The following is a 17,971-nucleotide window of genomic DNA, read 5'->3' as shown; positions in this document are numbered from 1 at the left end:
GTTTATCCTTATTCTTTGACAATATACCCATGCAAATATTTTAACAGCTCAAACACCGCATTCGTCCGCCCCACCACGTCTTTTTCGTCTTTAAAGGTGTATTTTAGCCCTGTCGCCCCGTTCATGCGATAGCCGTCATTAGACTGAATGAGCTTGATAATCGCCAAACCGTCCACAGGCGTGTCCGCTTTAAATTCCATACTAAGCCCATGAGCAGTTACGTCAATTTTGCTAATGCCAAGTGGTATGCTTTGCACTCGCATTTTGTGCACCAAAAACAAATTGGCAAGGGCGGTCGGCATCGCCCCAAAACGGTCTATCATCTCGGCACGCATCTCATTTAGCTCGTCCACCGTCTCGGCATTGGCGATACGCTTATAGCACAAAAGCCTCTCATGCACGTCCGCCAAATAATCGCTCGGTATCAAGGCAGACGCATGAATGTTAATATCACTCACCAAATCAAGCGGGGTCGCTAGACTTGGCGTGTTGCCCGATTTTATCGCCTTTGTGGCACGTTCTAGCATATCCATATACAGCCCAAAACCAATGGTCTGCATATTGCCCGACTGCTCCTTGCCCAAAATCTCGCCCGCCCCACGAATCTCCAAATCTTCGCTCGCCAGCATAAACCCTGCCCCAAGCGTATTGGCTCGGCTAATGGCATCAAGGCGTTTTTTGGCATCAGCCGTCAGCCCCTTAATGGACGGCACAAACAAATAACAATACGCCTGATGATGAGACCGCCCCACTCGCCCACGCAGTTGGTGCAACTGGGCAAGTCCAAACTTATCGGCTCGGTTGATGATAATCGTATTGGCATTTGGCACGTCAATGCCTGTCTCAATAATGGTACTGGCAACAAGCACGTTCGTTTTTTTGTGATAAAAATCACTCATGACATCGTGGAGTTCTTTTTCCGCCATTTGCCCATGAGCCACGCCCACACGCACCTCAGGGATAAGCTCAGACAAGTTCTCCGCCGCCGTGTCAATGCTCGCCACGTCATTGTGCAAATAATACACCTGCCCCCCACGCAAAATCTCACGCAAAATCGCATCTTTGGTTGTCTGCTCGTTTTTTTCAGCGACAAAAGTTTTAATGGCAAGCCGTCTGGCAGGCGGTGTGGCAATGATAGAAATGTCCTGCATACCCGATAACGCCATGTTCAGCGTGCGTGGAATGGGCGTGGCGGTCATCGTGAGCGTATCCACGTCCGCTTGCATGGCTTTGATTTTTTCTTTATGGCGTACGCCAAAACGATGCTCTTCGTCAATTATCATCAAGCCCAAGTTTTTAAATTTGACATCGTCTTGTAGCAGCCTGTGCGTACCAATGACAATATCCAACTTACCATCTGCTAGGTCAGCCAGTACCTTGTCTTGGGCTTTTTTGCCAACAAAACGAGACAGGCTTTCCACCTTAATCGCCCAATCAGCAAATCTGTCCTTAAAACTGTCCTCGTGTTGCCCCGCCAGTAGCGTGGTTGGCACAAGCACCGCCACCTGATAGCCCGCCTGCACCGCAATGAATGCCGACCGCATGGCGACCTCTGTCTTGCCAAAACCCACATCACCACAGATAAGCCTATCCATGGGCTTAGTCTGTTTCATGTCAAACATCACCGCTTCAATGGCACTTTGCTGGTCAGGTGTTTCGTCATAGGCAAACCCACTGGCAAACAGCTCATAGCTTGCCATGTCAATGTCAAAGCTAATGCCCTGCTTGGCATTTCGCCTTGCCTGCACATTCAACAGCTCCGCCGCCACATCATAAATGTCAGTCAAGGTCTTTTGGCGTGCCTTGTCCCACTTGCCTGAGCCCAGTTTTGACAATTGCACCGCCTCGCTATCGGTACCGCTATACCGCCCAATTAAAGCAAGATTGGTAATTGGCACATAGACGTTGGCATCATCGGCATATTTGATATGAATAAATTCCTGCTCGCCCTCACCCACGTCAAGCACGACAAGCCCCTGATACCGCCCAATGCCATAGGACAAATGCACAACAAGCGACCCCTCGGTCACCTCGCTTACCGACTTTATCAAAAAGGCTTGCGATAAGGCATTTTGGCGTTTGCGTTTGGTGGTGGCGACCACTCGCCCAAAAATTTGGGTTTCGCTAATGACACAAAAGCCTTGATTTTGCTTATTTTTTAGCCATAATCCACGCTCTATCGGGGCAACAGTTAAGGCAATTTTTTGGGTAAATTTATCCAAATTTGCCAAAAACTCGTCAAAATCCGCCACCGTGTCGCTGTCAAGTTTGCCTTTTAATAATTCTAAAATAATCTCACGGCGACCTGCACTTTCGCACACCAATAAAATCGGCTCATCGCACGCCCCCACAAAGTCCAAAAACTCGCCCAACGGTTCATCTTTTTGATGATTGATTGGCAAATTGGGGACGGTGTGGGCGGTAAATTGACAAAATAAGGTCAGTGAATTTTCTTTATTGCCAAATACCGCCCTTGGGTAAGTTTTTAAGGCTTGAAAAAATTCATTGCTTGGCAAATACAAATAATCAGGCGGTAAAATCGGCACGTCCTTATCAAACGCCCGAGAATGATAGCGTGCGTTTACCTGCTCCCAAAAGTCGTGATGATGAGCGGACAAATTGTCATCACAGACAACCAGTGTATTTTTGGGCAAATAATGAAACAGCGTGCCTGTCGTCTGCCATTCATGCAAATCAAAAAATAGCGGTGCGTAATACTCCACCCCAGACGGCTGTATGCCATTCATGACATCATTATAAAACTCCACCTTGCGAGCGGACGCATTGGGGAATAGGCTTGCAAAATTTTGGCGGAACGTCTCTTTGTCGTCTAAGTCAAATTCACGGGCAGGCAGTAGGCGAAAACTTGCCACTTTGGGCGATATTGGGGCGGTTTTGTCGTCAAATACGCCGTCTTTTTTGAGCTTATCAAGCTCTTCATCGGTAACAGTTCGCTGAGTATCAGGATTAAAAAATTTAATCGTTTCTATTTCATCATCAAATAATTCTAAACGAAACGGTAAAGCTTGCCCCACCGCAAAAATATCCACAATACTCCCACGCACGGCAAATTCGCCCGCCATATAGACGTTATCCACCGCCTTGTAGCCCGCCTTGGCAAGGCGTTCACGCTCATGCTCTATATCAAAGGTATCGCCCACATTCAAATCAAAAAACCGCCCCAAAAGATATCTTGGCGGTGTGATTTTTTGCATGAGTGTCTGCACGCTCACCAGTAGCACGCCCCTTGTCGGCATATGCGTCAAAAGGTCAATCCGCTCGGAGATGATGTCTTGGTGTACCGACAGATTGTCATAAACAAGCGTTTCATAATCGGCAAACACATGGGCGGATATGCCAAAAAAATGTAACTCATCGGCAAGGCGTTGCAATTCACTTTGGGATTGGCAAATGACTAAGGTCAAATCCGTGCTGTCTTTGGCAAGGGTGGCAAGCCATAGGGCAAAACTTGCGTCCGCTTGGGCAGTAAAGTGGGTGTGAAAGTTAGGCTTATGAGTAGGGGTATTGATATTTATCATTAACATGACTCGTCTAATGAAAAACCCATATTTGGCATATGGGTTTTGGTATTATGCTTGTCTTAGTGTCCAGACATGGCTTGTTCGTTGATTTGCACTTCTTTGGTATCACGCAAGTAGTGCAAATAATCTTGGAGTTGGTCTTGACCGACATTATCACGGATAATTTGTGAGGCTGACAGACGTTCTGCATCCGAGATTTGGGCGGTTGCCGTGCTTTGGGCTTTATCGCCCACCATGACACTCGCCCCTGCGTCCGTCTCTACTACCCAAGCACTCATGCCGTCTTTGTTATGTACAAACAGACTGGCACGCTCGGCAGGTAGTAGCTCTGGGCTTTGGCGAGTAACCACGCCCAGACGCTGGGCAGACTTGGTAAGGGTCGCTGGGTCTTCTTTGGCACGAGCATTGGCTGTGTCTAGGGCAAGTTTGATGGCTTTTTGTTTGGTTAGAGTCGCCTTGATTTGCTCACTCGCTTCTGCCAATGTCAGCTCTCTGGCATCTTGGTAGTTGGTCGGCTGTACCCACACCGTTTTGTCAGCGAGCGTGATGTTGGGGCTGACCGACTGGTCGTTGATGGCAAAGTCGTCAAAGGCTGCCGACACCACCACAGGAGCGGACAGCTCGCTGGTGTTATTGTCCTTGGTATAGCCTTTAATGCTACGGGCGGTCAGTCCCGTCTCTTGAGCGATGTCACTAATGCCCATACTGTCGGTCGCCATGGTGTTGATTTTGGTAATCATCTCGTTCATGGCATTGGCACGTTTACGCTCGGTCGCTCGTTTGGTTAGCTCGTCACGCATGCTATCAAGGCTTGGGGCATCGCCCATTTTGGTGACTTTAAAAATGTGATAACCAAACCCTGTCTGCACAGGCTCGCTCACGCCCCCTGCTGTCAGCCCACTGATGGCATTCTCCACAGCACTGCTACTGTCGCCAAAAAAGGCAGGGTTATAGCTTCCGATGTCGCCACCGCTCTCGCCTGTGGGGTCATCCGAATGTGCTTTGGCAAGTGCTTCAAAAGACTCGCCTGCGTCCAGTTTTGCTTTGATGTCTTTGGCACGATGCTCGGCATTATCTCCCGTCAAGAGAATATGCGACAACTGTCTGCCGTCGCCCTGACCTTGTAGGCTGGCTTGATATTCTGCACGAATCTCATCTTCGCTCACAGCATCCACTTTAATGTCAGCATCGCTTAGAGTGACATAAGCCAAATCCACGCTTGGCGACTGAGTCATGTTCTGCTTATTGGCGTTATAATAAGCCTCAATCTCAGCAGGACTAACCGTCACTTTATCGGCAAAATCCTGCCAGTTGTAACGCACCACCCATGCTTCACGGCTTTGGGTTTGCAGGTCTATCAGACGACTGATTTGGCTGTCAGGATAAACAGCCGTTCCCAAAATACTGCTCGTGAGCTGTCGTAGCGACAACTGCGTGCGAAACATGGTAAAGAGCATGTCCTTGGTCATGCCACGGCTTTGTAAATACTGAGCAAACACATCATTAGAGAATTTGCCGTTAGCATCATGGAAAGTCGGGTCAGCTTGCAGTAGACGAGTAATGGCATCATCAGAGACCGTCATACCAAAAAACTGAGCTTGGTTTTCTAACAACGCCCTGTCAATCATGCTGTCTAGCACTTCATCATTTAGGGCTTTATCATTAATCAGACTGCCGTCCACTTGTTCAAGCAGACGAGTCCGATAGTTATTGACTTCTGACTGAAAGGTTGTAGTATCAATGGCAGTATCACCCACTTTGACGATTTGGTTGGGGGCAATCTGCCCGCCACCGCTAAATGACTGCACACCCAAAAATGCCATAGGAATAAGCGTGATGACAAGCACCGCCTTACCCGCCCAACTCTGCATAAAATTACGCATTTTTTCCATAATACATCACTTTTTAAAATCATAAAAAACTCTTTATGATACAACATTTTGGCAAAATTCTCTACCAATTTTCACACCCATTTCATCACATTAAATCATTTTATGGCGAAACCAGCGACCCCATCATTTCCATCACAAGCGACAACACTGCCGTATTAAAGAAAAAGGACAATACACTATGAAACGTCCCCACACGACGGAGTTTTTTACTGGTAAATGAGACATCAGGCACGCCCCCTGTCGCCCCAATACCCAACGAAAAATACAAAAAATCCCAATAATCAGGGTTGTTTTCATAAGGAAAATCAAGCGGATATTTATCGTCATGAGTGGCATCATAATAACCATGGGCATAATACAAGGCAAATAAAGTATGGATAAACAACCATGAGACAATGAGCGTACCAAAAGTGATGCAAACATGTAAGGTGGAAAGCCAACCTTCATACTGAGCACTGATACGCATCTCATTGATAATGGCAATCATGCTAATAAAAGACGTGATTAGTATCAAAATAATCATGATGCGTTTGCGTTCATACTGCTCATGAGCTCGTTTTTTGATGTCTTCGGAGTTCGTTGTAATGAACATTCTAAGTGCCAGTAGCAAATACGCCACCAAAAAGCTGTCCCACGCCAACAAATACACCGTCTCCATGTTAATGCTTGGCACAAACCGCTTTAAAAAACGCACATCAGACAAAGAAAAATACACACAAATAGCGACAATGATTGAGATAACAAGGTTGATGTTATCCCGAAAAAAGTCATAGATTTTATAAAGCAAGGTGCCTTTTTTGGGAGTTTTGATGTTAAATATTGGCATGGGTATGTTTAAACAAGCAAAAAGTCAAAAATTATAACACAAGCCTTGTTTTGTCATGTTTGCTTTTTGTAGCGTGCTTAGCTCATCAGCTGTGGAAATAAGGTTCTAAGTCCATTAATCAAAATCTCAATCGCCACCGCAGCAAGTAGCATGCCCATGATACGACTTAGGATGTTAAGCCCTGTATCACCCAAAAAGCGACTGATTTTACCTGCCGCCATGAGTGATGCATAACAAAACACACTAATGCACAGCCCCGCCGCCAAAATCATGCCTACTTCAAACACGCCTTTGACTTGGCTGGAATAAATGATGACCGTTGAGATACCGCCCGGCCCTATCATCATGGGGATGGCAAGGGGTACAACCGCTGACGCTGTCAAGGATGAGCTAACTTCCACTTCTTCTTCGTTGGGCTTGACAGGGTTGCCACCGCCATTCATCATGTTAATGGCAATCAAGAATACCAAAATCCCACCTGCCACCTGAAACGACCCCACCGAAATGCCCAGTACTTTTAGCAGGCTTTCACCTAAAATGGTAAAAAAGACAATGCCAATAAACACCGTCACACAGGCGATTTGGGCGACTTTTTGGCGGTCTTTGGCAGGATAACCTTTGGTTAGGTTTAAAAAAAGCCCCAAGGCACTAAACGGATTTATCAGCACCACAAAGGCAAGAATGATTTTGATGAGTTCGGTATCCACAAGATGTCCTTGATGCCATTGTCATGGCAAAAGGCGTATTTTATCATGACTTCTATGTTTTTCCTATGGCAATCATCATAGAGCAATTATCCACAAAAATAGGACGCACCCAAATACGTCCTATTTATCAACCATAAACTTTAATATCAGTCAAAAATTTGCCCGATGATTTGCAGTGGCAAGGTGACCACATCAAAAGCGGCGGCGAAAGGAAACAGCACCAGTTTTCAACAGAACTGCTTTGCCCTTCACGGTAAGCCGTGGTTTGCTCATTGGTGTAGATGGTGACAGGGTAGGCTTTACTCAGTGCTTTTAGGCTGGACTGATTGCTCACGGCAGGATAGGTATGACCTTTTAGGGGAATATCAAAGCAGTAGCTTTGAGCCCAAAGATTCGATTCGCTGTGATTGGTGCATTCTTTGACGCCATTTTGCAAAAAGAAGTTTAGCTCTTCGTTGGTCACTTCGGCTTTTAACTTGGTGTATTTAAAGGCAAGTTCACCGGTAAAACTGCCGTCATTATTGGCAGAATAAAAGTCCAAGCCTTTGGTAAGGCTGATATGGCGTGGATCAAGGCGAGTGATGAGATTGTTAAAGCGAGTCCCACCTTCAACCAACACATAGCTGTTACGCTGACCGACAATCACGACCGCATCCGATGGGATGTTGGGTAGCTTTAATGATGGCTTACCAAATGCCACAACGACGTCATTGGTTAGTACCCTCTTTTGGGTGGGTAAGTACCGCCTGAGTCCTTTTCTAACAATGCACTGGTTGCACAGCCTGACAGCAGGGTTGCTGATAGGACAGATGTTAGGGCGATTTTGCCAAGCTTGCTTAGTTTTTTCATAAAACAGCCTTATACAACCAATAAAAAGGTAGATTATTTTTATAAAACCAAATAATCTACAAAACCGATTATAAATAACTTTAAAACGCCTGTAAACGCTCCGTGCAAAAATAACTTGTAAGACCATGATTTTTAGGCACTTTCGGCTTTGACACAGACCAGATTATCATGTCTATCTTTATCAACCAAATGACAGTCTGGCACAAGCGACTGATACACCGCCAAAGTCTCAGCAGTCATCTGCTCGATGGTGTATTCGTGCGTCATTGGGGGGCGAGTTTTGTTTTGTAGGTGGAATTTGATGTTTTTGCACAGAGCAAGGGCAGTTTCTTCTTTGACCAGTCCTTGGGGGTAGGTGGTTTGTAGGATATCGGCAAATGCCCCCCTTGCCCAACCGATGACAGGCGTGCCAAGATGTATCGCTTGAATGGCGGTAATGCCAATACTCTCGGGGCGTTCGGCAAGGGCAAGCACCACATTGGCAGATGACAGCCATTCTTTCATGTCAGGGGGTCGCCGTCCGATGAACGTCACACGGCTATTTAGTCCCAAAGCGTGCAGACGTTGGACAAACTCTTCGTGGGCGATGTCTTGGTCGGTGGCATTCGCCAAATCATCTTCCATGATGATGGCGTGGATGCTTGGGAATTTTTCTTGTAAGTTGCCCAAAATGTCCACAAGCCAGTCTTGACCGTATTCATGTCCGACAGGTGTGGGAAATACGAGCCATTTTTTGTGTTCAAGTTCGGGATATTCGGCAAACACGCCATGAAGCCAATGCACGGATGCATGATGGCGATAGGGGTATTTGCGAGTGTCCACACCACGGCGGACGCAGATGATTTTAAAGGGGAATTCTTGGATGTTGTATTCTTCTTTTTTGATGGCGAGTTTTTCTTTGAGATATTTGTCAATACTGCGAGACGCACTGATGATGACGTCAGAGAAAAACAGGGCTTTGCCGTAGTTGTTAAATGGGTAAAAGCCATAGATGGTCGCCACGATTTTGGGTTTTTTGTCGTCAGGTAGCGGACGGATTGCCCAATGTAGCACCCATGCAGGCGTGCGAGAATGGACGTGGACGATGTCGGGTTCGTGTTCGCTGATGAGTCGTCTAAGTTTTAGGACGTGTACCAATGACAGCCACGATTTTTTTGCCATGGGAATGCGATAATACTCAGTGTCATCACGAAGCAAGCGAAGTACAAGCTCATCATCGGTGGTGGCAGAGCCAATGACCACGGATTCATGCCCTGCTTTGGACAGGGCATGCGTGATGGCAAAAATACCCCGTTCGGCTTCATCGTGCTTTAACGATGATGATAAGTGCATGACTTTCATAGATTTTTTAAAAAATCCAGTAGAGCGTTGGCGTGTTCTTTGGCTTTGACGTTGCGAAAACTTGCGACCATCTCCCCTGTTTTGTCAAACACGAACGTCGAACGCACCACGCCTAGGTGGGTTTTGCCGTACATCATTTTTTCTTTGATGACATCAAAATGCTGGCACAGCGTCTCATCAGGGTCGCTGATAAGCCCAATGCCCAGCTCTTTTTTGCTGATGAAATTCTGATGCGAGCGTACGCCATCACGAGACACACCAAGCACCACATAGCCAAGTTTGGCAAACTCATCAGACAAGGCGGTAAAGTCGCTCGCCTGCACGCTACATCCTTGGGTGTTGTCCTTGGGATAAAAATACAAAATCAAGCCTTTGCCATAGGTGCCAATATACTCTGCCAAAGCAATGTCTTCATTGATAAAGTCATCATCATGCTGACGCACCAGATGAACATGAAAGTTGGGTAGGCGGATATTTTCTTGGGAATTTTTCATGATGGTATTTTGCAATTTAAGAATTTAAGTGGGGTAAAAGATAATAAGATAATCCGCCTATTTTACCCAAAAATTGCCTAAATTACCAATCATAAAACAAGGCATATGTCATAAAAAAATTTTCGTTAATATTTGTAAAAATTGTAATTATACGGTAAAATTACCCGCTATTTTTTGAGCAATTTAAGATAAGGCGATTTATGTCTTTGCTTTCTTTTTTTAACATCAATGAACGTGGCTCAACGGTACGCCAAGAAGTCATCGCAGGCTTGACCACGTTTTTGGCGATGGTGTATTCAGTGATTGTCGTGCCGGGGATGCTCGCTGATGCTGGCTTTCCTGCCGAGTCGGTCTTTATCGCCACGTGTTTGGTGGCAGGGTTTGGTTCTATTTTGATTGGCGTATTTGCCAATGTGCCAATGGCAATCGGCTGTGCCATTAGCTTGACGGCATTTACCGCATTTAGCTTGGTGCTGGGTCAAGGCATTGGTATTCCTGTCGCCTTAGGGGCGATTTTTTTAATGGGGTTGCTGTTTACGCTGATATCGATCACAGGCATTCGGGCGTGGATTTTAAAGAACCTACCCAGTTCTATAGCTCATGGTGCAGGGATTGGGATTGGCTTATTTTTGCTACTCATCGCTACCAATGGCGTGGGGCTTGTCATCAAAAATGATGCAGGACTGCCTGTCAAGATGGGTGAATTTACCTCCTTTGGGGTCATCATGTCGCTCATCGGTCTGGCGGCGATTGTCGGTCTTGAAAAACGTCAGGTCAAGGGCGGTATCTTATGGGTGATTATCGCCATTACCATCATCGGGCTGATTTTTGACCCGAATGTCAAATTTGGCGGTTCTATTTTTAAACTGCCAAGTTTTGGCGATGAGTCGTTGTTTGGGGCGATGGATGTCATGGGAGCGTTAAATGCGACGGTGTTGCCTGCGGTGTTTGCCCTTGTCATGACGGCGGTGTTTGATGCCACAGGGACGATTCGTGCGGTGGCGGGGCAGGCAGGTCTCATTGACAAAGACGGGCAAATCGTGGGTGGCGGTAAGGCTCTCACGGCAGACTCGGTGTCATCACTCATGTCGGGTGTGTTCGGTACCGCCCCTGCGGCGGTATACATCGAGTCGGCGGCAGGTACGGCAGTCGGTGGTAAAACAGGGCTGACGGCAGTGGTCGTGGGTGGTCTGTTCTTGCTCATGCTGTTCTTTCAGCCATTGGCATTTTTGGTGCCAAACTATGCCACCGCCCCTGCACTCATGTATGTGGGACTACTCATGCTAAGTAACGTCTCCAAACTTGATTTTGATGACTTTGTGGAGGCGATGAGCGGACTTATTTGTGCGGTGTTTATTGTTTTGACTGCTAACATCGTCACAGGTATCATGTTAGGCTTTGGCTCGCTCGTGCTGGGTCGTGTCATCTCTGGTGAGTTTAAAAAGCTTAACATCGGTACGGTCATCATTGCCATTGCCTTGGTGGCGTTCTATGCGTTGGGTTATGCCATTTAGATTTGGGCACGGTAACAACAAAAAACCATTTGCCATGCGGTGAATGGTTTTTGTTGGTGTTATTAATGGCATTGATGGCTTGATGGATTTACAAGCTTTATTTGCTATGCTACAATGAGAATCGTTTTTAAATATTAACTGGGAGTAAATTTATGTCTGATTTGACCGACATCAAAGGAGTATTACAGCAGTGTGCAAGTGTGCCGATATCGTTACTAGATGGCATTAATTATGATGGCGAATGTGATTTGGTGGCAGATGTGCTGTTTCCTGTGCTGGGTTGGGATAGCGATAATAACTATCAAACCCCTGCCGATGGGCAATTTATGGAATACATGGAGTGGAAAGAGCCTTATTTGGATTTTGACAAATTCGCTTTGATAAAACAGCGTGGCATTGCCATTGAAGATGAGTTTTTGGAGCATTATGCCCAAATATGTGGCGATGACGATGATGAAGACGATGATTTTGATGGTACTGACATTAACATGATGTTTGATGCCATGATACAAAAACAGATGGCACGATTTGAAGCCATGCGTGAGCTGTTTTTTAACTATTTCAATGAACAATTAGCAGGGCATGGGCTAAAATTGGTGGGGCTTGGCTCGCATGAAAATGCCTTTTTTCTGCTGGTACATAACAATGATGACGACATCAAAAAGCTCACCGATGTATTTGCCAATTATGATGTGGCGGTATCGGTGGGTTGATGGGTCTGTCTGATTTTGGCTGTATGGCTAACGAGCTTGATATTTGTCACGAGCTTGTGAGGGCGTGTTCATCACGCCCTTTTTTAATGGTTTTATTCTTACCGTTCGCATATCATTGAGCTTGTCATGATTTTAAAGATTTGGCGAAACATCATCTGCCAATGCCAGCAGATACGTTCGCATGGCAGGCAGTTCATCATGGGGAATGTTATTGAGCCACGCCCCGTCCACAGCACAGCGTATGACGGGCAGACGTGGGTCGCTGTCGGTGCTTGCGTGGGTTTTGATTTTTTGGGCGAGCCAACTTATCCACAACTCATTCATCTGGCTGTCAGCGTTCATCGCTCGGATAAGTCCCGCCCAGTCGCTTTGTAGTCCAATCTCTTGGTTGTCAAACATTACCCGCACATAGGCTTTGGTAAACGCTCCCATCTCGGTGGGGTGTGCGTCCATGTCGGCTAATATGGCGGTGTTGATTTGGGCGATGAACAGCTCTGCCACGCTGGTGATGAGTTCGTCTTTGGATTTGAAATGATGAAACAGTCCGCCTTTGCTCGTGCCTGCCATGTCTGCCACTTTTTGCATGGACAGATTGCCAATGCCGACATCTAGCATGAGATTTTTGGCACAGACTAGGATGGTGTGGCGTAACAGCTCGGGGTTGTTTTTGCGTTTGTTGGTTTTGTCATCAGGTGCAGGCGTGGGGGTGTTGGCGTTAAATAAGTCGTTCATGAGAATCTCTTGGGTTAAAATAAAAAATAATTTTGGGCTCTGGTTCAAAAAGTATGCTACAAGAAAAACCGTTCGTGGTGAGCTTGGGAAACCTAACGGTTTTCCTGCCCGTGGGCAGGGCTCAGGGCGAACGGAAAACCTAGTTCAACATACTTTTTAGACCACTACCTAATTTTGAAAGTTAGGGCGTGCCTGCCTTTTGTATTTGCAGTGAAAAATGAGAAAAATCGCCCGTTTTTCAAGGAAAAAACGCAGGCTGATAGTCATTCTATCAGACAAGTTTTTATTATGAAAAACACCCGACCACTTAATCCGTAAAATCCAAGACCATCTTTAATCTTATAAGATTAAGTGGTCGGGTAGCCATTTTTCATGCAAAAACGATTAGTTTTTTCTAAAATATTTCTATATTGTAAATAGTGTTATAAAGGGCAGGCACGCCCTATTTATCCTTGCTTCATTCCCAACTTAAAATGGTATAGTCAAACAAATTTGAAATAAGACAAGGAAAACGAGCGAAGTTGTACAAGTAGCACTACGAGCGAGTTTGACACAGCATTATTTCAAAGTTGGCAGACTATAACTTATCGATTGTCTATGATTAGTCTGGATATACAAGGGGCGAATTTCAATTTGCCCCTTGATAAATCAAGCACTTATAAAAAATTGAGAATGGGGTTTATCCTTGCGTTGGTTTATTTTGATAACGGGTGGGGTCAGGAACACCTGCCTGCACAAAGCCTTGATGACGTAGCACACAGCTGTCGCACTCGCCACAAGCTCGCCCGTCACTATCGGCACGGTAGCATGACACGGTTTGGGCATAGTCCACGCCCAGTGATAGTCCAAGCGTTAGGGTCTCAGCTTTGGATAAGTGTTGCAAGGGAGCGATGATGGATAGGCGTCTGCCTGCTCGCCCTGCCACGGTGGCAAGATTTGCCATGGTCTCAAAGGCACGAATGTAGTCGTCTCGGCAGTCAGGATAGCCCGAGAAATCAACCGAACTTACCCCGATGATGATGGCACAGGCTTCGGTCACTTCTGCCACGGCTAGGGCATAGGATAGAAAAATGGTGTTACGAGCAGGGACGTAGGTGACAGGCACGGCATCACTGTCCGCTTGATAATCAGGCACATCAATGCTGGTGTCGGTCAATGCCGAACCGCCAAGCTGAGCGATGTCAATGTCAATGATACGGTGTGACACGCCAAGTGTCTGGGCGATGGCGGATGAAAACGCAAGTTCGCTTGAATGCCGCTGCCCGTAGCGAAAACTGATGGCGGTAATCTCTTTAAAAACCGCTTTCGCCCAATACAGACAAGTGGTGGAGTCAAGCCCCCCTGAGAGCAAAACGACCGCCTTTTGGTGGGCAAAATCATCAGAATGGGGGATATTAAGGCTATTATTATCGGAGCAAAATGTCGTCATGAAATACAAACCATGCAAAGAATCAAACGGTCAATTTTAGCATAAAATTCAAAAAATCGTTCAATTTTAATAGGGCGTATTAAGCCTTTACAAACTTATTTACATTTTAGAAAGTTCAAGAAATAAAATGATTGTGTTTACCCAAACAATTTGCTACAATTTGCCAGAAAAACAAGCCTTTTGTTTTTCATTGGTCTTTTTACATCTCGCTTATCTTTTGGCTCACCAATGAAAACCCTCCTAGACAACTTCTTTAAATTATCCGCACACCATACCACCGCCAAAACCGAACTCATCGCTGGCATTACCACATTTTTTACCATGGTCTATATCGTCTTTGTCAATCCGTCCATTTTGGGCGTGACAGGCATGGACACACAGGTCGTTTTTGTTACCACTTGCCTTATCGCCGCCTTTGGCACGATAGCGATGGGACTGTTTAGCAACTTGCCCATCGCTCTTGCTCCTGCCATGGGGCTTAATGCCTTTTTTGCATTTGTGGTCGTCTCTAAGATGGGCTATTCGTGGCAGACGGGCATGGGGGCGATTTTTTGGGGGTCAGTGGGGCTGTTTTTGATGACGATTTTTCAGATTCGTTATTGGCTCATGGCAAGCATTCCTTTGGGACTGCGCGTGGGTATCAGTGCAGGCATTGGGCTATTTATCGCCTTGATTGGTTTTAAGAACATGGGACTGGTCGTGCCTAATGAAGCCACGCTTGTGACAGTGGGCAACCTACATTCGCCCACGCTACTGATGGGCGTACTTGGCTTTTTTATCATCGTTGTCATGGCAGCCAAAGGTCGTCACTCTGGGGTATTGGTTTCTATCGTGGTGGTTACCGCCCTTGCTCTGATGTTTGATGACAACGTCAAATTCTCAGGAGAAATTCTCTCACTACCCCCTGCTCTCACGCCCGTGGTCGGACAGGTGGACATCATGGGGGCATTGGATGTGGCGTTGTTTGGGGTTATTTTCTCATTTATGCTCGTGAACCTGTTTGATTCATCAGGCACGCTCATTGCGGTGGCGGACAAGGCAGGTTTTGCCGACAAAGACGGTAAATTCCCCAAAATGAAACAAGCCCTGCTCGTGGACAGCACCAGTGCCATGGCAGGGTCATTCATGGGAACATCCGCCATTAGTACCTACATCGAAAGTGGTTCGGGCGTGTCGGTCGGCGGTCGCACGGGACTGACTGCTGTGGTCGTGGGCGTGCTGTTTTTACTTACCATTTTCTTCTCGCCACTTGCCAGTATCGTGCCTGCTTATGCCACGGCAGGTTCGCTCGTGTTTGTGGGGATTTTGATGGCGAGCAGTCTCATCAAGGTAGAATGGGATGATTTGACCGAAGCCACGCCTGCCTTTATTACCACCGCCATGATGCCATTTACTTACTCCATCACCGAAGGCATTGCTTTTGGCTTTATCAGCTACTGCGTGATGAAGCTTGCCACAGGTCGCTACAAAGAAATCAACGCTCCTGTTGCGGTGGTTGCCCTATTGTTTATTATTAAATTTGCGTGGATGGGCTAGGTGCGTGTATTCTTTTATAAAAACACCATCAATAGACTGCCTTCCAAACCCAGATTTTTGTGGATTTTTAAAAACTTCAACCCTCAGGCGGGCGTGCCTTTGGTATTTGCAATGAAAATCACGAAAAATCGCCCGTTTTTTAAGAGAAATCGCAGGCTATGAGTCTTTTATCAGACAAGTGACACAGAAAAACAATCCGACCACTTAATTTAAAGAAATTAAGGTAAAATCTTGAAAATTTACACGATTAAGTGGTCGGATAGCCATTTTTCATGCAAAAATTGATTGAAGTTTTCAAGTTTTCATCTTATTTTGGCTCTGGTTCAAAAAATATGCTATAAAGAAAACCGTTCGTGGCGAGCTTGGGAAACCTAACGGTTTTCCTACCCGCAGGCAGGCTCAGGGCGAACGGAAAACCTAGTTCAGCATACTTTTTGGACTACTATCCTTATTTTTATAAGAATGTTCTCAATGTGAGGCACGCCCTAGTATTCACAAGGATTTATACTTAGTTTGAAAAGAGATTTAATGGTAGGCATGCCCAGCCTACACCATAAAATCTCTGCCCAAATACACTCTTTGCACCAACTCATTTTGTAAAATATCACTGGGCGAGCCTTGGGCGATGATGTTGCCTTCGGAGACGATATAAGCCTTCTCGCAGATGGATAAGGTCTCACGCACATTATGGTCAGTAATCAGTACGCCAATGCCCCGCTGTTTTAGGGCGGTGATGACCTCCTTGATGTCACCCACCGAAATGGGGTCAACCCCTGCAAACGGCTCATCTAACAAGATAAACTTAGGGTTGCTTGCCAACGCTCGGGCTATCTCACAGCGACGACGTTCGCCCCCTGACACACTCATGCCCAGCGAATGCCGTACGTGCTCCAAATGAAACTCGCCAATGAGCTTTTCAAGCTCGGCAAATTGGGCAGGTTTATCCAAATCCTGACGGGTCTGCAATATCGCTAAAATATTCTGCTCAATGGTCAGCTTACGAAAAATAGATGCTTCTTGGGGTAGATAGCCAATACCTGCCTTGGCACGCTCGTGCATGGCTTTTTTGGACAAATCAGTATTGCCCAACATGACTTGCCCTTTATCCATCGGCACAAGCCCGATAACCATATAAAAACTGGTGGTCTTACCTGCCCCATTAGGCCCTAAGATACCCACCACTTGCCCTTCGTTTATCTCAAAAGAGACATCTTTAACCACCCAACGCTGTCCATAGCGTTTGCCCAAATGGTGCATGGCAAGCGTGGTCATGGGCGAACACCTGTTTGACTGTTGGACTCGCTTGGCGGAAACACCAACTCCACACGGCGACCACCGCCAGCATTGGCTTCCACATCGCCCAATTTTAGGCTATAACGAATGGTATTGCCCGAAAAGCTCGCCCCTGCTTGGGTCAGCTTGGCATTACCTGTGAGCGTGATGATACCTGTCACGGCGTTGTAATCAATCTTATTTGCCTGCCCCTTGGCAAGACCCTTTTCTTGAGTGACAACTTGTTGCATGGTTGCAGGGCGACCTGTTGCTAGGGCAGTGTTAATACTGCGTTTGTCATCTAGGTTTAGCGTGATGTTATCGGCGGTGATTTTGAGCGTACCTTGCTCGATGATGACATTGCCCGAATAACTGGTTACGCCTGTACGCTCGCTGTATGTCGCTTTGTCAGCAAGCAGACGAATAGGCTGACTGGCGTCCGATGGCAGAGCATGGGCGGATAACGCCATACCCATCCCTGCCACAAAAAGTAGGAATTGGGCTGATATTAAGTGTGATGTTCTCATAAGATATCCATGATAAATGAATTAAAATAAGGGCTTGTCTTCACGCTTGGGTGGGGCAAATTCCATTTGAATGCGATAAAATTCATACTCTCCTGTCTGTAAATCCCCTGTAAAACCCTGTGCCATAAAGCTGTCTTCCCCTTGGGTGACGCTGATAGGTTCACTGCTTGCCACTTGACGCTGTTTGGTATTGCCTGTTAGTAGATTACCTTTGATGGTCATATCAGGCTTAGTGTCATCGCCTTGTCGCACCAACACAAAACCTTCTTGTAATAACAAATCGCCCGTGGTCTGCTCCAAACTGGCAAGGCTGGCTTCTAAATGATAAGTTTCGCTATTTGGTGGTGTCCAGTCCATTTTGGCATTTTTCATCTCATCAACGCCCGCACTGTTTTTTGCCAAACTGTCCGCCGTTAGCGTGTATTCAATCTCGCCCGTCTCAGGACTGGTCTGCACCGCCTTAATCTCGGTTACTTCATAAGAGACGACAGGGGCAGATGGCACGGCAGGTTCGATTTTGACGTCTTCTTTGTAAAAAAACCATGCCCCGACCATGAGTGCCATCACACCAAGCACGCTGAGAATTTTTAGATTCAT

16 protein-coding genes are annotated in these 17,971 nt (G+C 46.4%); 3 read left to right on the top strand and 13 right to left on the bottom strand.

Annotation, left to right across the window (positions count from 1 at the left end; translation table 11 throughout):
• Positions 1 to 8: 8 nt before the first annotated feature.
• The 8 genes from mfd to K941_RS0101230 all read right to left on the bottom strand — a co-directional run bounded on the left by mfd (position 9) and on the right by K941_RS0101230 (position 9,651).
• Positions 9 to 3,545 (bottom strand): transcription-repair coupling factor, encoded by a 3,537-nt coding sequence (gene mfd / locus K941_RS0101260; protein WP_115341104.1) that lies wholly within the window; start codon positions 3,543 to 3,545, stop codon positions 9 to 11.
• Positions 3,546 to 3,601: 56 nt separating this feature from the next.
• On the bottom strand, positions 3,602 to 5,425 hold the full coding sequence (locus K941_RS0101255; protein ID WP_228130344.1) for a SurA N-terminal domain-containing protein: 1,824 nt from the start codon (positions 5,423 to 5,425) through the stop codon (positions 3,602 to 3,604).
• A gap of 109 nt (positions 5,426 to 5,534) precedes the next feature.
• Positions 5,535 to 6,260 (bottom strand): DUF1345 domain-containing protein, encoded by a 726-nt coding sequence (locus K941_RS0101250; RefSeq protein WP_051225779.1) that lies wholly within the window; start codon positions 6,258 to 6,260, stop codon positions 5,535 to 5,537.
• A gap of 77 nt (positions 6,261 to 6,337) precedes the next feature.
• Complete coding sequence (locus K941_RS0101245) at positions 6,338 to 6,967, bottom strand: MarC family protein (protein WP_029102168.1); 630 nt, start codon at positions 6,965 to 6,967, stop codon at positions 6,338 to 6,340.
• Between the two features lie 127 nt (positions 6,968 to 7,094).
• Complete coding sequence (locus K941_RS14320; protein ID WP_407662287.1) at positions 7,095 to 7,667, bottom strand: hypothetical protein; 573 nt, start codon at positions 7,665 to 7,667, stop codon at positions 7,095 to 7,097.
• Between the two features lie 14 nt (positions 7,668 to 7,681).
• On the bottom strand, positions 7,682 to 7,816 hold the full coding sequence (locus K941_RS18060) for a hypothetical protein (protein ID WP_407662288.1): 135 nt from the start codon (positions 7,814 to 7,816) through the stop codon (positions 7,682 to 7,684).
• 132 nt (positions 7,817 to 7,948) lie between these two features.
• Positions 7,949 to 9,157 carry a glycosyltransferase gene (locus K941_RS14315; protein ID WP_084137636.1) on the bottom strand — a complete coding sequence of 403 codons (1,209 nt, stop codon included), beginning with the start codon at positions 9,155 to 9,157 and terminating at the stop codon, positions 7,949 to 7,951.
• Positions 9,154 to 9,651: a peroxiredoxin gene (locus K941_RS0101230; protein WP_407662289.1), complete on the bottom strand. Its 498-nt coding sequence runs from the start codon at positions 9,649 to 9,651 to the stop codon at positions 9,154 to 9,156. Before K941_RS0101230 ends, K941_RS14315 begins: the two co-directional genes overlap by 4 nt.
• Before the next feature lie 200 nt (positions 9,652 to 9,851).
• On the opposite strand from K941_RS0101230, the gene K941_RS0101225 reads away from it, so the two are divergent.
• Both K941_RS0101225 and K941_RS0101220 read left to right on the top strand, forming a co-directional pair.
• The gene (locus tag K941_RS0101225; protein ID WP_029102166.1) at positions 9,852 to 11,165 is read left to right on the top strand and encodes an NCS2 family permease; all 1,314 of its coding nucleotides are present in this window, start codon (positions 9,852 to 9,854) and stop codon (positions 11,163 to 11,165) included.
• Positions 11,166 to 11,317: 152 nt separating this feature from the next.
• A complete protein-coding gene (locus tag K941_RS0101220) occupies positions 11,318 to 11,878 on the top strand; it encodes a hypothetical protein (RefSeq protein WP_029102165.1) in 561 nt (186 codons plus the stop codon).
• A 132-nt stretch (positions 11,879 to 12,010) separates the two neighbouring features.
• Here K941_RS0101220 and K941_RS14310 read toward each other — a convergent pair whose 3' ends face one another.
• Together K941_RS14310 and queC are read right to left on the bottom strand one after the other, a co-directional pair.
• On the bottom strand, positions 12,011 to 12,610 hold the full coding sequence (locus tag K941_RS14310) for a TetR/AcrR family transcriptional regulator (RefSeq protein ID WP_051225778.1): 600 nt from the start codon (positions 12,608 to 12,610) through the stop codon (positions 12,011 to 12,013).
• A gap of 679 nt (positions 12,611 to 13,289) precedes the next feature.
• A complete protein-coding gene (gene queC / locus K941_RS0101205; protein ID WP_051225777.1) occupies positions 13,290 to 14,039 on the bottom strand; it encodes a 7-cyano-7-deazaguanine synthase QueC in 750 nt (249 codons plus the stop codon).
• A gap of 228 nt (positions 14,040 to 14,267) precedes the next feature.
• On the opposite strand from queC, the gene K941_RS0101195 reads away from it, so the two are divergent.
• The gene (locus tag K941_RS0101195; protein ID WP_029102163.1) at positions 14,268 to 15,575 is read left to right on the top strand and encodes an NCS2 family permease; all 1,308 of its coding nucleotides are present in this window, start codon (positions 14,268 to 14,270) and stop codon (positions 15,573 to 15,575) included.
• Positions 15,576 to 16,121: 546 nt separating this feature from the next.
• On the opposite strand, the gene lptB is transcribed toward K941_RS0101195, so the two are convergent.
• The 3 genes from lptB to lptC all read right to left on the bottom strand — a co-directional run bounded on the left by lptB (position 16,122) and on the right by lptC (position 17,971).
• Entirely contained in the window at positions 16,122 to 16,847 is a 726-nt protein-coding gene (lptB, locus tag K941_RS0101190; protein ID WP_029102162.1) for an LPS export ABC transporter ATP-binding protein, read from the bottom strand.
• Positions 16,844 to 17,323: a lipopolysaccharide transport periplasmic protein LptA gene (gene lptA / locus K941_RS0101185; RefSeq protein ID WP_407662304.1), complete on the bottom strand. Its 480-nt coding sequence runs from the start codon at positions 17,321 to 17,323 to the stop codon at positions 16,844 to 16,846. The genes lptB and lptA overlap by 4 nt, the downstream gene beginning before the upstream one ends.
• A gap of 72 nt (positions 17,324 to 17,395) precedes the next feature.
• Positions 17,396 to 17,971 (bottom strand): LPS export ABC transporter periplasmic protein LptC, encoded by a 576-nt coding sequence (lptC, locus tag K941_RS0101180; protein ID WP_029102160.1) that lies wholly within the window; start codon positions 17,969 to 17,971, stop codon positions 17,396 to 17,398.

It is taken from the genome of Moraxella caprae DSM 19149 (assembly GCF_000426885.1).
Taxonomy (GTDB): domain Bacteria; phylum Pseudomonadota; class Gammaproteobacteria; order Pseudomonadales; family Moraxellaceae; genus Moraxella; species Moraxella caprae.
The sequence above is the reverse complement of the archived record's forward strand: the minus strand, read 5'-3'. Positions and strand labels throughout refer to the sequence as shown.

What these genes read in the sequence shown, in the direction of transcription:
- K941_RS0101255 (WP_228130344.1), bottom strand. Translation starts at nt 5,425, where the DNA reads ATGCGTAATTTTATGCAGAGTTGGGCGGGTAAGGCGGTGCTTGTCATC.
- lptB (WP_029102162.1), bottom strand. Translation starts at nt 16,847, where the DNA reads ATGACCACGCTTGCCATGCACCATTTGGGCAAACGCTATGGACAGCGT.
- K941_RS0101230 (WP_407662289.1), bottom strand. Translation starts at nt 9,651, where the DNA reads ATGAAAAATTCCCAAGAAAATATCCGCCTACCCAACTTTCATGTTCAT.
- lptC (WP_029102160.1), bottom strand. Translation starts at nt 17,971, where the DNA reads ATGAATCTAAAAATTCTCAGCGTGCTTGGTGTGATGGCACTCATGGTC.
- K941_RS0101195 (WP_029102163.1), top strand. Translation starts at nt 14,268, where the DNA reads ATGAAAACCCTCCTAGACAACTTCTTTAAATTATCCGCACACCATACC.
- K941_RS0101225 (WP_029102166.1), top strand. Translation starts at nt 9,852, where the DNA reads ATGTCTTTGCTTTCTTTTTTTAACATCAATGAACGTGGCTCAACGGTA.
- K941_RS18060 (WP_407662288.1), bottom strand. Translation starts at nt 7,816, where the DNA reads ATGAAAAAACTAAGCAAGCTTGGCAAAATCGCCCTAACATCTGTCCTA.
- K941_RS14310 (WP_051225778.1), bottom strand. Translation starts at nt 12,610, where the DNA reads ATGAACGACTTATTTAACGCCAACACCCCCACGCCTGCACCTGATGAC.
- queC (WP_051225777.1), bottom strand. Translation starts at nt 14,039, where the DNA reads ATGACGACATTTTGCTCCGATAATAATAGCCTTAATATCCCCCATTCT.
- lptA (WP_407662304.1), bottom strand. Translation starts at nt 17,323, where the DNA reads ATGGGTATGGCGTTATCCGCCCATGCTCTGCCATCGGACGCCAGTCAG.
- K941_RS14315 (WP_084137636.1), bottom strand. Translation starts at nt 9,157, where the DNA reads ATGAAAGTCATGCACTTATCATCATCGTTAAAGCACGATGAAGCCGAA.
- K941_RS0101220 (WP_029102165.1), top strand. Translation starts at nt 11,318, where the DNA reads ATGTCTGATTTGACCGACATCAAAGGAGTATTACAGCAGTGTGCAAGT.
- mfd (WP_115341104.1), bottom strand. Translation starts at nt 3,545, where the DNA reads ATGTTAATGATAAATATCAATACCCCTACTCATAAGCCTAACTTTCAC.
- K941_RS0101250 (WP_051225779.1), bottom strand. Translation starts at nt 6,260, where the DNA reads ATGCCAATATTTAACATCAAAACTCCCAAAAAAGGCACCTTGCTTTAT.